The sequence below is a fragment of the Rhodohalobacter sulfatireducens genome (genome assembly GCF_022012475.1).
Classification (GTDB): Bacteria; Bacteroidota; Rhodothermia; order Balneolales; family Balneolaceae; genus Rhodohalobacter; species Rhodohalobacter sulfatireducens.
Window position 1 is genome coordinate 1 of the sequence record NZ_JAKLWS010000001.1, and the last position, 15,239, is coordinate 15,239.

The following is a 15,239-nucleotide window of genomic DNA, read 5'->3' on the forward strand; positions in this document are numbered from 1 at the left end:
AATAGCCACAAGTTCATCGCGCACTTTGCAGATCAGTTTTGCGAATGGAACAGTGTCATCCTCGTCGGTTTTAAACTGTGTATCTTCAAAACCCTCGATACTCCACAAGAACTCTTTATAGTTCTGAATTTGTTCGGGTGTACCGCCCAATGTCCCGTTAATTCCCTCTTGCCCGATATACACTCGTCCCTTTACACCAAGATCTTTCATCTTTTGCTTGTGCTCATTGCAAAATGTTTCAGGATCTTCTATCGGCTCAAAATTGTAGTAAAGAATAACTTCGTATTTCATAAATAATTCAGACAGTTGTAAATAGTATTCGTTAAACCCTTCGCGAATTCATAATTTACGATGATTTCAAACAAGTTTTAAACTCTCTCTCCGTTTGGAAACCATGAGTTATATTTTCAAACAGATCGGTTTCATTACACTCCTTTGTGTGATCTTGCTTACAGAGCTCTCCCCTCTGCTGCAAGCTCAAAGTCATCAACATGTCAATGGATTGAATCATCCGGTCCTTTCTGCCATCAACCAGGAAGTTCAGTCGGGGAATATTTCAAGGGGTGAGGCAATACTGCAATCAATTTATGCGGGGTTTGCACCTGAACGGTTAAATGTAAAGTATCAAACTGAGAGTAGAGAGAACCCTCCAATCCGCTGCTTGACTCCCGTTTTGATGGAGTTTGAAAGATTACGAAATGATTTGAATCCTGCCATCGTAAAAGAAATTGAATTGATAACCTCCCCAGGATCTTCTTTTGATATGCTATCGCATATCTCACCATCCGGTAATTTTATTCTTCATTACGAAGTTGAAGGTGAGGATTCAGTTCCTCTTGAAGATGCAGATAACTCCGGTATTCCCGACTACATTGAAAAAGCCGCATTTGCCGCCGATTCATCCTACCGGCACGAGGTTGAAAACATAGGTTTTATGGATTTTTTAAAATCCGATCCTTACGAGATCTATTTTTTAGATTTTGGATTTTATGGTACCACACGATCATCAGGTTCAACAACCTCTATTAATATCCACAGCAATTTTGAAGGATTCCCCGAAAATACTCATCCGGAGGGAAATCAAATTGGAGCCTTGTATGCAACCATGGCTCATGAAATAAAACATGCCATCCAGTACGCAAATAACCGTTGGAAGGGTGAGTCAGGGAATACGGCCTGGTCTGAAATGGACGCTACCCTGATGGAGGAGATCGTATTTGATGACGTGAACGACTACTACAATTACATAATGCAGTATGATGATCAACAAAATGATTGGGATCATGGAAAAGCCAGGCCATCATCTATTTTCGGAAACCCGGACAGTCCTATCCCAGGATCGTACAATCACGTAAGCTGGATGCTCTATTTTTTTGAAACCTTTGGTGCAACGTTCTGGGTAGATGTCTGGAATATCATCCGAACCGATTACCTGAATACGGATAAAAGCGAAAACCTGATTCCGTTTGTCGACGCCGTGAGCCAGGCATTGGAATTGTATGAAACAAATTTCCCGCATGAGCACCTGATGAATCATATGTGGCATATGGTGGCCGGACCCAATTTTATGACACCCGGTTTTGGATTTGATGAGAGTGCAGAGTATCCAACAGCAAATTTCTCTAAAACACTCACACAGCCGCCGGACAGCGTTACAAATCGGTATTTACGCTCTCATGCCGCAGATTACCTGGAGGTCGTTCCATCAAACATTACACCCGGGCAGCCATCCATATTCTTGGAATCCGACATCAATGGTATCGGGATTGGAGTGGTTGGTTTTTTTAAAAACGGGGAGATCGATATAGAGTTTATGGCGAATCCAAATTCCAGCTCACAATCGCTTCAAACCACATGGTCCTGGGATGATCTGATTGATATGCGAATTGCGGTTGTTAATACTCACAGAGAAAGCAGCGGTACATATCATCTAACTGTCAGCTCTACAATTCCGGAAGAAGATACGATTACTCAAAACTATCCAAATCCCTTTAACCCCGTCACCACCATCGAATTTGCTCTCACCGAACGAAAGGATGTGGTTGTTGAGGTGTATGATCGGATCGGCCGAAAAATTTCAACGCTGGTTGACGAGCAGCTCGGCCGGGGGTTTCATACCGTTCGGTTCGATGGAACCGGTTTGGCATCAGGAGTATATTTCTACAGGATTGTAACTAACCAAACTGCCGTAACTCGAAAAATGGTATTGGTGAAATAGCTCAGCTGAATATATTATCAATCAAGAGAGTAATTCAACAATCAAGTGATCGGATATCTTTAAGCCATCCGAAGTCATTTTTAATGTACTGTTTTCTGTTACCATGAATCCCTTCTCAACCTGATCTTCAATCCATTGCCACTGTGAATCAGTGAAACTGTATCCATAACTCTGTTTAAGATCTATTTCAGAAACTCCCCATTTTGTTCGAAGACCCAGCATTAATCGCTCTTCTGCGAGTGTATTTTTTGATAACGTTTCTTCTTCCTCTCGATAATCCTCCGGGGCTTCATTCAGATACTTTTTTAGATTGGCTTCATTCTGCCAGCGGTTTGCTCCCGATTCATCCCACCAAAAAGAGTGAGCAGACGGCCCGAACCCGATATAATTTTCATGTTTCCAGTAATTACTGTTATGAACAGCCTCCTTACCGGGCTTGGAAAAATTGCTTACCTCGTATTGCTCTATTCCGGCTGCGGCTAGTTGAGTACGAACCACATCAAATTGCTCCGACACGCGGTCATCATCCGGCGGATCAATTCGTCCAAGTTCTACCTGTTTTCCAAGCCTGGTTTTGGGTTCTACAGTCAAAGAATAAGCGGAAATATGAGGTGGATCAAAACTGAGAAGTTTGTCAATATCTTGCTCCAGAGTTTCTACTGATTGGCCGGGGTTTCCGTAAATAAGATCGGCTGTAAAGGTTGGAAAACCTGTTTTTTGTAAGGCTTCAAGTGCAGAAAAAGCTTCTTCCGGGTTATGTGCCCGGTGCATAAACTCCAGCAGTTTCTTATCAAATGACTGAACACCCATGCTTGCCCGGTTTACTCCTAAATCCTGGATCATAGATAGATAATCCCGGGTAACATCATCCGGGTTCAGCTCCATCGTAATTTCTTCAGCATCGATATCAAATACCGAGTGCAGTGCTCCAAAAATGCTCTCAAGCTGCTTGTTATTTAGAAGTGAGGGGGTTCCTCCACCCAGGTAGATTGTACGGACTATCTCCTTAGAAAATTTAGTATCACCGTATGAATTGATTTCAGATAAAAGAGCCTCTACAAAGGGTTGACGAAGTTTGTCTCGCGTAAGAAAATAGAAATCACAGTAACTGCATGCTTGTTTGCAGAATGGTATGTGGATATAGATTCCGGACATTTTTCAGATTGATGATTCTTAAACCCTCGAAGTTTCTTTTCAGCATAAGTAATTATTCCAAATGAGATGAACTTTAAAAAACAAACCTTCCTGGGTTTCTCTCACTCTTTAGCTTTATAGAAAGGATTTTCATCATATTTGTCTACCTGGAGATATGTGCGCTGGTATTTCACGTAATTTTCTGCATTCTGAGCGATATGCTGAATCTCTTCCTCGGTAAGTTCTCTCACTTTTTTTGCCGGCGTACCCATATATAAAAATCCGGATTCCAGTTTTTTCCCGGGCGGCACAAGGCTCCCGGCCGCTATCATAACATCCGGTTCTATCACCACATCATCCAAAATTGTTGCCTGGATACCCACTAAAACTCTGTCGTGGATGGTACACCCGTGAATTGTGGCATTATGGCCGATAGTAACCTGGTTTCCCAACTTGGTTGGATTGGTTTGGTTGGTTACGTGGATACAACTGTTATCCTGGATATTGCTTTTTTCACCAATCTCGATCCAATTTACATCTCCCCTGATCGTCACATTAAACCAAACGGAACTCTCACTGCCAATGGTCACATCCCCGATGATATCTGCACTGGGTGCCACAAACACACTATCATCAAACTGTGGAGATTTATTTAAAAATTCGTAGATCATACAAGTACGCCGGACAGCTTGTCCGGCTTTTCAAAAATTTAATGTGCTTAAGTGCCGTGACAGAACTATAAAATGTAAAGTTGATTGGTGAACGAGCAAGCTGCCCGTTCAACTTGATATTATTCAGAGCGGTACATATAAAGTTCAACAATCGCTTTAAACTGCTCGTAACTTTGGGGATTCTGTCGAAGTTTCTGGCCGTTCATAAAATAAGTTGGCGTTGAATTTACTGTTCGTCTCAATCCCTCTTGAAGCTGACTGTTCACTCTTTGCCGGATCTGTTCAGACTCAATATCGTTTTCAAATTGATCCATATTCAACCCGATCTGCTCAGCAAAATCAAAAAAATACTCCCGGGCTCCACCTTGAGACCACTCTTCCTGGTACTCAAATACCAAGTCGTGCATCTGTTCAAATTTACCCTGTTCGCGTGCTGCCTCTGTCGCTCTCGCAGCAAGGTCAGCAAATTGATGTCCTCTCAATGGAAAATGGCGGTACTCAATCTCAATCATATCACCATACTCAGCTTTCAGCTGTTCTTCCAGGGGAATATAAACCTTACAGGCCGGGCACTGGTAATCACTGTATTTTAAAATTCTAACTTCCTGTGCTTGGCGCGGAGCATTTTCCTGCGTTTGAGTGGATGAATTTCCAAAAACACCTCCATAATACAAGGCTGTAATGGCAACCCCGATAAAGGCAATAAATGCAACTGACTGTATTACTTTCTTATTCATAATAGATAACTTCTAATTTTATTTATTCAGGCCCTCCGGTAGAGGCAGCTAAAGTTTACTGAAAATTGTAGTGAATTACTGTACGGATTGTCCCATTTTACTTTTGTAGGCCATCGCATAAATCTTCATCTGCTTCACCATAGACGCCAGTCCATTCGATCGTGTGGGTGAAAGGTGCTGCTGCATCCCGATCTCTTCGATAAATTCCGGATCGGTTTGAAGTATTGTTTCCGGATTTTCGCCCGAATAGAAATTCACAAGCATAGCCACCAATCCTTTCGTGATGGCAGCATCACTATCAGCCTTAAAAATTATTTTATCATCATCTTGCTCGGTAACCAGCCATACCTGCGATTGACATCCGCGAACCAGGTTTTCCTCCACTTTAAGTTCTTCATCAAGCGGTTCCAGTTTCTGCCCCAGTTTTATGATGTACTTATATCGCTCGGGCCAATCGCCCAGCAATTCAAATTGTCGTGCAATTCGATCCTGTTTTTCTTCAATAGTCATATTTCTAAGGTAAGAATTCTATGAACGGGTGTCGAATTGTTAACGTAAAAGATTAGGTTTTAGTAGATTCTTTGGCAGATGAAATCTCAGTAGAAGTTGACCCCTTAATTCCTACAACAGATGCATTTTCGGCATCCCAGACCGGTTTAGCGTAATCAATTACTTCTGAATAACTGCCATCTTTCATAACGATTCGGAATTGCTCCGTACTCGGTTTGCCTTCCTGCACATTTCTAAGATGGTTTTCAACTTTTTGGAAATCATCTTTATGTACTAAATTTTTCAGAAGCATACCCTCTGCTTCATCTGTGGATATTCCTGTAATATTCGGAAAGGTTTCTGAAACATATTCAAAAACAAAATTCTGATCATCGTTTTGAACCAGCTTGTAGCGAAATTCACGCATGGTGTCAAACAAATTTCGATACGATTCATTTCGCTTGTTTAGCATCGCCATAATTCGTTTTTGGAGAGACTTATTTTCGAAAGAAGCGCGAACAACTTTTTGATCATCTATCTCCAGCAAGCGTGTTTTCATTTTAACTTCTATGAAATTTCCTTTACTATTTTTGATTTTCAGCTCATAAGATGAACCATCAAAATCACTGGGCTTAAATTTATCAAACCGGTGCTTGAAATTTTCAATCTGTTCATCAGTCAATAGTTCCCAGATTTTAAACTTCTTCAACTCCTCATCATCAAATCCAATGAGATCTCTGAATGCTTTGTTTGATGTGATGATATTGCCTTGCTCGTCGATATCAACCAATGTTTTTTTAGATTCCTCGGCAAGACTATCGAATTCAATCTTGGAATCCACAACTTTCTTTTCAGACCGTTTTCTTTCGGTGATATCGTGTTGGTAAGAAACCCAATGAGTAATCTCACCATCCTCGTTTGTAAGCGGGTGAATATCCCACTGATTTATAAATTCACTGCCATCTTTTCGATAATTCACAGTATGACCAAAAAAGGCCTGCCCCTCTTTGAGTCGTTTCTTCAGAGTATCCAACACTTTCCGATCTGTTTTGGGACCTTGAAGGATTCGCGGTGTATTTCCAATTGCTTCCTCTTTTGAATAACCGGTCATCCGGGTAAATCCATCATTTACGTAGACTATTTTTGGGCCCGGTTTTTCCAGGTCAAGTGTCGTAATTACAATTGAGTCATAATCACTTCGAATAGCACTCTCTAATAAATTTAATTGTTTTTTGGCTTCCTCTCTTTCGTCAACGATATCCTGAACAAATTCAATTAGCTTTCTGTAGGATTCTTCGTCTTTGCTACATGATTTTAAAAATTCTTGAATATTTGCCATAATTTTCGCGTGATTGTGTTACTAAAAAACTCCGATTTATTGTCTGAGAGGCTGGTTTCCCAATATTTCGCCCATATTATACTTTATAAACATGTTTGAAACACACTTTCGTTTAGAAATCATTCCGAAAAAATCCAATTTAGTTGAAAAAGTTAAACAATGCTTCTGTAATCATCGAATGTTTGAACTATTTGAAAGTTGATTATTAGCCCTTATTACTCACACAATGATTGAAAAACTGTTGATTTATTTCTTCATTCCTTTAAAATAATCTTGGCAATAGTTTGTAGTTGCATGTTCGAAGTACCTTCGTAAATCTTCCCAATTTTAGAATCACGGTAGAACTTTTCCACAGGGTACTCTTTTACATAACCGTAGCCCCCAAACAGATCCACCGCCATTGAGCTTACTTTTTCTGCTACTTCCGAACTGTAATATTTAGCCATGGCTGCTTCTTTCAGGAACGACTGCCCCGCTTCTTTCTTTCGGGCAGCATTGTATACCAACAGGCGTGCCATCTCCAGTTCGGTTGCCATTTTTGCCAATTGAAATTGGACACCCTGGAACTCAGAGATAGATTTTCCAAACTGCTTACGTTCTTTTGTATATCGAATGGCTTCATCGTATGCGCCCTGTGCAATGCCAATCATCTGGGCTCCTATACCAATTCTTCCCTCATTCAGAGTCTCTATGGCTACTTTATAACCCTTTCCAACTTCTCCAAGAATATTTTCCTTTGGAACCTTCACATCTTCAAATGTCAATTCACAGGTAGAACTAGCCCGTATTCCCAACTTGTTCTCTTTTTTTGAGATAGAAAAACCATCCATTCCCCGCTCCACTATAAAACAGGTGATTCCTTTATATCCTTTATCAGGATCGATATTTGCAAACACAAGGAAAATATCCGCTTCAGCTGCATTAGTAATCCAAAGTTTAGTGCCATTCAAAATGTATGAATCGCCGTCTTCCTTAGCTGAGCACTTCAGAGCAAAAGCATCACTTCCCGAACCGGCTTCAGACAAACAGTAGGCACCTACTTTTTCAGTTGCTAACGGAGGCAAAAATCTTTCTTTAACTTCATCAGATCCCCACCTTAGAAAAGCGTTGTTAACGAGGGTATTTTGCACATCCATAAAAACACCTACAGATGCATCCACTCGCGAAATCTGTTCGATAGCCACAATACCCATAAAAAATGTTCCCCCTCCGCCATCATATTTCTCGGGGATTTCGATCCCCATGAAACCCATATCAAAAAACAGTTGGATCAATTCCGGATCGAGTTTTGCGTTCTCCTCCATCTCCCGGACTTTGGGCTGAATGACCGTATCAGCAAATTCTGCCGCGGCATCTTTCAGCATCTGTTCATCTTCCGTTAAATGGGTCAGTGGATGCGTTTTTTCTTTTGACTCTGCCATATCCATTTGATTTTGATTTGTTGGCTATCTCATATATTCAATTTTTGTATTTACTCTTGCAACAGCCATATCCTCTTGTTGATTTCCGTAAATGCTAAGCCGTTCAGCATTGTTTCAAAATGTGATGGATGCTGATTTTAGCAACCAAAATTTTGTTTGAATATATGTAATTCAGATCGGTTTATCGCACGTAAATCAAGTAATTTTTTAGCGAAAAACAACGGGTCTGATTATCTTAAATAAAAGGTTCATAAAACTAAAGAGTGACCATGACAACCAATAAGAATGGACAGAAAAAAAGGTTGTGGGATTTTGAGCCGGTATCTAAAATCAAGTGGGAAGAAAAAATAAACCAAGATCTGAAGGGGGCTGATTATAAAAGCAAGCTCTTTTGGAATTCTCATGAAGGTTTTACTGCCGCGCCTTTCTACACCCAAGAAGACCTGCAAAACCTTGAGCATAATGCAAAAAAAACGATAATTGATAGAACCGGGTGGACATGCTGCGAACCTATCTATGAGACAGCGCCGGGTGATGCAAATGAGGCTATGAAAACAGCCATTGAGAAAGATTCCGCATCTTTTCAAATCCGGTCAAAATCTTCCTGGAAATCGGGCATGCTTGGCGGGGATATGTACGGAACACAAATCCAGAAACAAGCTGATTTAGACCGGCTGATGGACGGTATTGATACTGAATCCGTGGAGTTTACTTTCGACTCCGGAATGACCACACCCGCACTTGTGGCGATGATGAATAATCATCCGGAAAAGTTCAACAATCCAAAATTTGTTTTTGATCCCTTTACCTACATAGCAGAACGGGGACGACTGCCGTTCGATGAAAAAAAATTAAAAGAGATCGTTAATCAGCTTGTTGATCAAAAAAACTATAAAACGCTGTGTGCCGATGGGTTATTTTATCATCGAACGGGCGCAACTATTGTTCAGGAGTTGGCACTGGCCCTCGCTACAGCGAGTGAGTACCTGTCTTTAATTGATGAAGAAAAAAAGGAAAGCGCTGCAGATGAAATTTTTGTACGGCTTGCTGCCGGACCACTCTATTTCCCGGAAATAGCCAAATTACGTGTGATACGACTTCTTTGGGATCAACTGATGGAGGCATACGGTTTCGAAAACCCGCCGAAGTTGACCGTTATCGCGGAGACCTCAAAAACCAACAAAACCATTACCGATCCCCACAACAACCTGATACGAACCATCACCGAATCGATGTCGGCCGTTTTGGGTGGAGTGAATCAACTGATGGTTCATCCTTATAACACATTAGAATCAACGCCCGGAAACTTCTCAAGACGGATTGCCCGAAATATTCAGTACATCCTTCGGGATGAATCTCATTTTGATAAAGTAGCCGATCCATCTGCCGGTTCCTATTACATCGAAAACCTCACCTCAACCATCGCCAAAGAGGCCTGGGAGTATTTTCAAACGATTGAAAATGAAGGCGGAGTTCTGCAATCACTCAAAAACGGATCGATCCAGGAAGTTATTAATCGCTCCAAAGCAGAAAGAGAAAAAGCTGTAAACCAAGGTAAAAAAGTGTTGGTTGGCACGAACTATTATGCAAACGCTGAGGAAGAGCTTCCCGATACAATCGATGCAGAATCATTTGCAGATTCACTCGAACTAACTGATTTCGAGCATGATGATTCATCCGAAGATCTGATCCAATCACTCCAAAATGCTTTTAAAAATGAAGCAACGGTTGGCGACGTGATAGAGGCCATGCTGAAACCTGAAAAGGTGCTCTACCAGGTTGTAGAGGAAACGAGATTAGGATCTGTCTTTGATGAGATTCGCCTTCGAACAAAATCTCTTTCTGAAGAAACAGAAATTGAACCGGTTGTTCACCTTGTACCGGTTGGGGATGTAAAATGGCGAAACGCCCGGGCTACATTCTCACACAACACCCTGGGATGCGGAGGGTTTAAAATTGATCATCCGACCGGATATGATTCAATCGATGAAGCTGCAGAAAAAATTGAGTTCGGCGAAGCTGATCTATTCGTTCTATGCAGTTCAGACAAAGAGTACGAAGAGTTTGTTGAACCTTTCTGTGATGCTTTTTCTGATAAAGGAATCTGCATCCTTGCGGGCCATCCTGGAGATAATGAAGAGAGTTATCGAGCAGCGGGAATGGATCTGTTCATACACAAAGGCATGGACATCCCTGCTTTGCTGCTCAATATTCAAAATGACTTGTTTAAAATAGAGAAAGACCATGAAACGACCTGATTTTTCAAAGATCCCCTTCAATCCAAACGGGATAAAAGAGAGTACTTCTTCAACAACTAAGGAAAATATTTGGCAGACTCCGGAAAAGATACCGGTGAAACAGAGGTTTACTGCGGAAGATATTGAATCCGTTGAACACCTCGACTATGCTGCCGGTATACCGCCCTATTTGCGTGGGCCCTACTCAACCATGTACACCGGCCGGCCATGGACAATTCGTCAATATGCCGGTTTTTCAACGGCGGAGGAGTCTAACGCATTTTATCGGCGAAACCTGGCAGCCGGTCAGAAAGGGTTATCTGTTGCTTTTGATTTGGCGACACACCGCGGTTACGATTCCGATCACCCGCGGGTCAGCGGTGATGTTGGAAAAGCCGGTGTTGCTATCGATTCAATCCTGGATATGAAAATCCTGTTCGATCAGATTCCATTGGACGAGATGTCTGTTTCCATGACCATGAACGGTGCCGTAATCCCGATTATGGCATTTTACATTGTTGCCGCAGAGGAACAGGGTGTACCCACTGAGAAACTGAGTGGCACCATCCAAAATGATATTCTCAAGGAGTTTATGGTTCGGAATACGTACATCTATCCGCCCGAACCCTCCATGCGAATTATCGGGGATATTTTTGAGTATACATCCCAGAATATGCCGCGTTTTAATTCCATCAGTGTAAGTGGTTACCACATGCACGAAGCCGGAGCTACGGCCGATATTGAATTGGCTTATACATTGGCAGACGGCCTGGAGTACGTGCGTCGGGGGATTAAAGCCGGATTAGATATCGACGATTTTGCACCACGAATATCATTCTTCTGGGCGATCGGCATGAACCATTTCATGGAGATTGCTAAGCTTCGCGCCGGCAGAATGCTCTGGGCCCAATTGATGAAACAGTTCAATCCCAAAAATCTAAAATCACTATCTCTGCGGACTCACAGTCAAACATCGGGTTACAGCCTTACCGAACAAGATCCGTTTAACAACGTTGCCAGAACAGCTATTGAGGCAATGGCTGCAACGTTGGGACATACTCAATCACTCCACACCAATGCATTAGACGAAGCGATTGCACTTCCATCGGACTTTTCAGCCCGGATTGCCAGGAATACACAACTCATACTGCAGGAGGAAACCGCCATTACGAAATCAATTGATCCGTGGGCCGGTTCTTATTACGTGGAATATTTGACGGACCAGATTGCAAGACGTGCACTCGAGCTGATTGAAGAAGTTGAAGAGCTCGGCGGTATGGCCAAAGCGATTCAAACCGGGATCCCAAAAATGCGCATCGAAGAAGCGTCTGCCAAGAAACAGGCACGAATTGACAGTGGCAAAGAAACCATTGTTGGCGTGAACAAATACCGGTTGGAAAAAGAGGAACCGATTGATATTCTTGAAGTGGATAATGAGAAAGTGCGTCATTCTCAAATCGAACGGCTTGAAAAGTTACGGTCTGAGAGAGATGAGGAAGAGGTTCAGCGCTCGTTGGATGCCATTACCAAATGTGCAGAAACCGGTGAAGGTAACCTTTTGAGCCTAGCTGTGGATGCGGCCCGAAATCGTGCATCCCTCGGAGAAATTTCCATGGCGATGGAGAAAGAGTTCGGCCGTTACCAGGCAACCATTAAATCAATATCAGGAGTATATTCATCTGAAATGAAGAAAAACAAAGAGTTTGAGGAAGCCCAAAAACTTGCCGACAAATTCGAAGAGCAAGAAGGACGGCGTCCGCGAATCATGGTAGCCAAAATGGGTCAGGATGGTCACGACCGGGGAGCAAAAGTGATCTCAACCAGCTTTGCCGATCTTGGATTTGACGTAGATATTGGTCCGCTTTTCCAAACTCCCGAAGAAGCCGCAAAGCAAGCCGTAGAGAACGATGTTCATATTCTTGGTGTCTCCAGTCTTGCCGCAGGCCATAAAACACTGGTCCCTCAAGTTATTGAAGAACTAAAAAAATATGGACGTGAAGATATTATGGTCATCGTTGGCGGAGTGATCCCTAACCAGGATTACCAATATCTGTATGATAGAGGTGTGGCTGCTGTGTTCGGCCCCGGGACGGTTATTCCAGAGGCAGCGAAGAAGATTTTGCATATTTTGCTGGATAAAGAGAGTGTTGTCTCCCCTTGAGGGGAGACAGATTGGCGAGCGTTTAGCGAGTCTATAAGAGGGGTGTTCGGGAATACTGAATGCATCAGGACACCCCTCCCGCCTAAAGGCGGACTCCCCTCAAGGGGAGATCTGGCACGTTAAAATCAACAACCTATGCCTAACAAAATCCATCCTTACAATCCAAAGCTGAAGAAACTGGCAAGAAAGCTGAGGAAAAATATGACATTGAGCGAAGTCCTTCTTTGGCAAAAAATTAGAGGGCGAAAACTTGGATATCAATTTCACCGACAAATTCCAATACTCAACTACATAGTAGATTTTTTCTGTCATGAACTTCAATTGGCCATTGAAGTTGACGGAAGTACCCATGATCACTCCCAAACTTCCAAAGAGGATTTAGAAAGACAAAAAGAATTGGAGTAACGCGGAATTCTTTTTCTTGGATTTGACGAAATGGAAGTCAGAAAGAACATGGAGGAAGTTATTAGCACAATTGAAAATTGGATTGAACTGAACACTTGATCTCCCCTCGAGGGGAGATAATAACGGAGCGTCCAGCGGAGTTATTTGAGGGGTGTTGTGTAATTCTGGACACCTGCACTAAACACCCCTCCTGCCTGAAGGCGTACTCCTCTCAAGGGGAGAACTTATATGCTATCCTAAATGAACTTACGGCTAAGCTAATTACAGACATGGTATTTTTTCTTATGACTACTTCATTTCGCAAAGAGTTAGAATGATTAATCTTTAGATAGTGTCATACCTGCACGAAAAATACCATGTCTTTTCATGTCATTACCCCTATTTCTTTATCCATGAGAAAGTTGATCTCAATCTGTATCTTTCTCAATCGTAATGAGATACAGGAATTTAAGATCATAAATTCATTATGGAAATTTTTCTGAGCCCCGAAGCCTGGATCGCCCTTCTCACCCTAACCTTTCTTGAAATTGTTCTTGGAGTCGATAACATCATCTTCATCTCTATCGTCTCAAATAAACTACCGGTTCACCAGCAGAAAAAAGCTCGGACCATCGGTCTGTTTCTCGCCCTTGTTTTCAGAATCCTAATGCTTCTCACTATTAGCTGGATTATTGGATTTACGGAACCACTCTTTTCTCTTTTTGAGATGGATTTTAGCATTCGGGACCTTATCCTATTTGTCGGGGGTATCTTTCTGATCTTCAAAAGTACCATTGAAATTCATCATAAGATGGAAGGTCAGCACGACGAAAAAGGCAAAAAAGAGCTTGCCACATTTGGCGAGGTAATTTTTCAAATTGTTGCACTAGACGTCATCTTTTCATTCGATAGTATTCTCACAGCAATCGGTTTAACCGAGGAAGTCCTGCTGATGATTATCGCCATCACCATTGCTATCGGGGTAATGATCGCCTTTACCACGAAAATCAGTGAGTTCATCAAAAAACATCCCACTTTGGAGGTTCTCGCTCTCTCTTTCCTTATTTTAATCGGCTTCATGCTGATGATCGAAGCTTTTGAATTCCACGTTCCGAAGGGATACATCTACTTTGCGGTTTTCTTCTCGCTGCTGGTTGAGTTGGTCAACATGCGCATACGTAAAAACAAAGATGCTGACGAGCCGGTTAAATTGAGGAAGCGGTTTGAGGAGGAGTCGGTTGAGTAAGTTTATCTATCAGTCATGGTATTTTTTCTTAAGGCAACTTCACCTGGAAAATTCTAAGAGTAATTAATCTTTGAGTAGTGTCGTGCCAGCACTAAAAATACCATGTCTCCTTACCTACAATGTCTTTCACGATACCCATCCCATACTTTTCGCATGCTCAAGCGCTTCATGTGAGTCCTCCATCAACAGGAAAGGAATATCCAGGCCTGTTGTCATCTCTTCTATCTCCCGCTTCCTTGCATCGGAGTGAACATGACGAATGTAGATAGCCATCACACGGTTGGGATACTTTTCATAAATATTGAGGTATATTTCCGGATCTTCCTCGCCGCTGTCGCCAATCAGTATGAATGGAAGCTGATCGTAAACATCCAGGATCTTCTCGATATTACGCGTTTTAAAAGAGTGAGAATCTTCTTTAATCCACTGGCTTGGGCCGATTCCCAAATCACGCAGTAAAAAGGGTGCCTTTGAAATATCATTTAGCTGGCAAAATGTATCCAGCATCTCATACAAATTATATGAGCTCCCGGATACAAAGAGCAGGGGATTTTGATTCTCACCGGTTAGAACTTTGTAGAGTTCAGCCACACCCTCAAACGCCACTCTGTTTTCAGAGTCGTACCGAATGGTATTCAAAACCATCTGAATTTTATTGATGATATCAGTGTGGATAATCGTATCGTCGATATCTGAGATAATACCGTACGAGCTCTGTTGACTTGAGATCAAAACTTCACCCATCGCCATTTCTATGTAGCTCAGATCAAACGGCATGTGGGTGATTTCCAGCTCAACATCATGCCACCCATTTTTGAGTTCAGTTAGATGAAGATCTTTGAAGTGAAGATCGAAATAACCTTCATGATCACTGATGGAATCCGCCTCCACGCCATTCAGTATTCCCTTAACGCCCACGCCCGGGATCTCATCACTGGCATACCGTTTCCAGGTTTTTTTCAGGTTGTAATAGAGCGAATTTGGAACCACTACATCGCCATGTATGATCTCTTCTTTCTCAAGTACACGTCCTCGCAGAAATGCTTCATTTTGATTACCAAATCCCCGATATGGAAACAGGATGACATCATTAAACAGGTTCAGCTTGCTCTTTAACCGGTACTTAACCTTATCATATCTCTTCTCTGTTTTTATGATTAAATCTTTCAGCATGTCCCAAATATCAAGCACCTATACTGATT

At 42.1% G+C, this 15,239-nt stretch carries 12 protein-coding genes and 1 pseudogene; 5 read left to right on the forward strand and 8 right to left on the reverse strand.

Going from position 1 to position 15,239, the window contains the following annotated elements; all coding sequences use genetic code 11:
- Nucleotides 1-291 (reverse strand): annotated as a pseudogene (locus L6773_RS00005) (rhodanese-related sulfurtransferase); the annotation flags it as partial.
- A 103-nt stretch (nucleotides 292-394) separates the two neighbouring features.
- Here L6773_RS00005 and L6773_RS00010 point away from each other — a divergent pair.
- The gene (locus L6773_RS00010) at nucleotides 395-2,218 is read left to right on the forward strand and encodes an MXAN_6640 family putative metalloprotease (RefSeq protein ID WP_237851776.1); all 1,824 of its coding nucleotides are present in this window, start codon (nucleotides 395-397) and stop codon (nucleotides 2,216-2,218) included.
- A 21-nt stretch (nucleotides 2,219-2,239) separates the two neighbouring features.
- Here the strand turns inward: L6773_RS00010 and hemW are convergent, their stop codons facing one another.
- The 6 genes from hemW to L6773_RS00040 form a co-directional block, all read right to left on the reverse strand.
- Complete coding sequence (gene hemW, locus L6773_RS00015) at nucleotides 2,240-3,373, reverse strand: radical SAM family heme chaperone HemW (protein WP_237851777.1); 1,134 nt, start codon at nucleotides 3,371-3,373, stop codon at nucleotides 2,240-2,242.
- 101 nt (nucleotides 3,374-3,474) lie between these two features.
- A complete protein-coding gene (locus L6773_RS00020; RefSeq protein WP_237851778.1) occupies nucleotides 3,475-4,023 on the reverse strand; it encodes a gamma carbonic anhydrase family protein in 549 nt (182 codons plus the stop codon).
- Between the two features lie 119 nt (nucleotides 4,024-4,142).
- Nucleotides 4,143-4,760, reverse strand: a complete 618-nt coding sequence (locus L6773_RS00025) for a DsbA family protein (RefSeq protein WP_237851779.1) — start codon at nucleotides 4,758-4,760, stop codon at nucleotides 4,143-4,145.
- Nucleotides 4,761-4,835: 75 nt separating this feature from the next.
- Nucleotides 4,836-5,270, reverse strand: coding sequence for a SufE family protein (locus tag L6773_RS00030; RefSeq protein WP_237851780.1), 435 nt, complete (start codon nucleotides 5,268-5,270; stop codon nucleotides 4,836-4,838).
- A 52-nt stretch (nucleotides 5,271-5,322) separates the two neighbouring features.
- The gene (locus L6773_RS00035) at nucleotides 5,323-6,588 is read right to left on the reverse strand and encodes a PAS domain-containing protein (RefSeq protein WP_237851781.1); all 1,266 of its coding nucleotides are present in this window, start codon (nucleotides 6,586-6,588) and stop codon (nucleotides 5,323-5,325) included.
- 254 nt (nucleotides 6,589-6,842) lie between these two features.
- A complete protein-coding gene (locus L6773_RS00040) occupies nucleotides 6,843-8,009 on the reverse strand; it encodes an acyl-CoA dehydrogenase (protein WP_237851782.1) in 1,167 nt (388 codons plus the stop codon).
- 269 nt (nucleotides 8,010-8,278) lie between these two features.
- On the opposite strand from L6773_RS00040, the gene L6773_RS00045 reads away from it, so the two are divergent.
- From L6773_RS00045 to L6773_RS00060, 4 genes are all read left to right on the forward strand, one after another.
- Entirely contained in the window at nucleotides 8,279-10,267 is a 1,989-nt protein-coding gene (locus L6773_RS00045; RefSeq protein ID WP_237851783.1) for a methylmalonyl-CoA mutase family protein, read from the forward strand.
- Nucleotides 10,254-12,407 carry a methylmalonyl-CoA mutase gene (gene scpA / locus L6773_RS00050; protein WP_237851784.1) on the forward strand — a complete coding sequence of 718 codons (2,154 nt, stop codon included), beginning with the start codon at nucleotides 10,254-10,256 and terminating at the stop codon, nucleotides 12,405-12,407. Before L6773_RS00045 ends, scpA begins: the two co-directional genes overlap by 14 nt.
- Nucleotides 12,408-12,542: 135 nt before the next feature.
- A complete protein-coding gene (locus L6773_RS00055; RefSeq protein WP_237851785.1) occupies nucleotides 12,543-12,812 on the forward strand; it encodes an endonuclease domain-containing protein in 270 nt (89 codons plus the stop codon).
- Nucleotides 12,813-13,278: 466 nt separating this feature from the next.
- Nucleotides 13,279-14,037: a TerC family protein gene (locus L6773_RS00060; RefSeq protein ID WP_237851786.1), complete on the forward strand. Its 759-nt coding sequence runs from the start codon at nucleotides 13,279-13,281 to the stop codon at nucleotides 14,035-14,037.
- A gap of 126 nt (nucleotides 14,038-14,163) precedes the next feature.
- On the opposite strand, the gene L6773_RS21620 is transcribed toward L6773_RS00060, so the two are convergent.
- Entirely contained in the window at nucleotides 14,164-15,228 is a 1,065-nt protein-coding gene (locus L6773_RS21620; RefSeq protein ID WP_237851787.1) for a phosphatase domain-containing protein, read from the reverse strand.
- Nucleotides 15,229-15,239 lie beyond the last annotated feature (11 nt).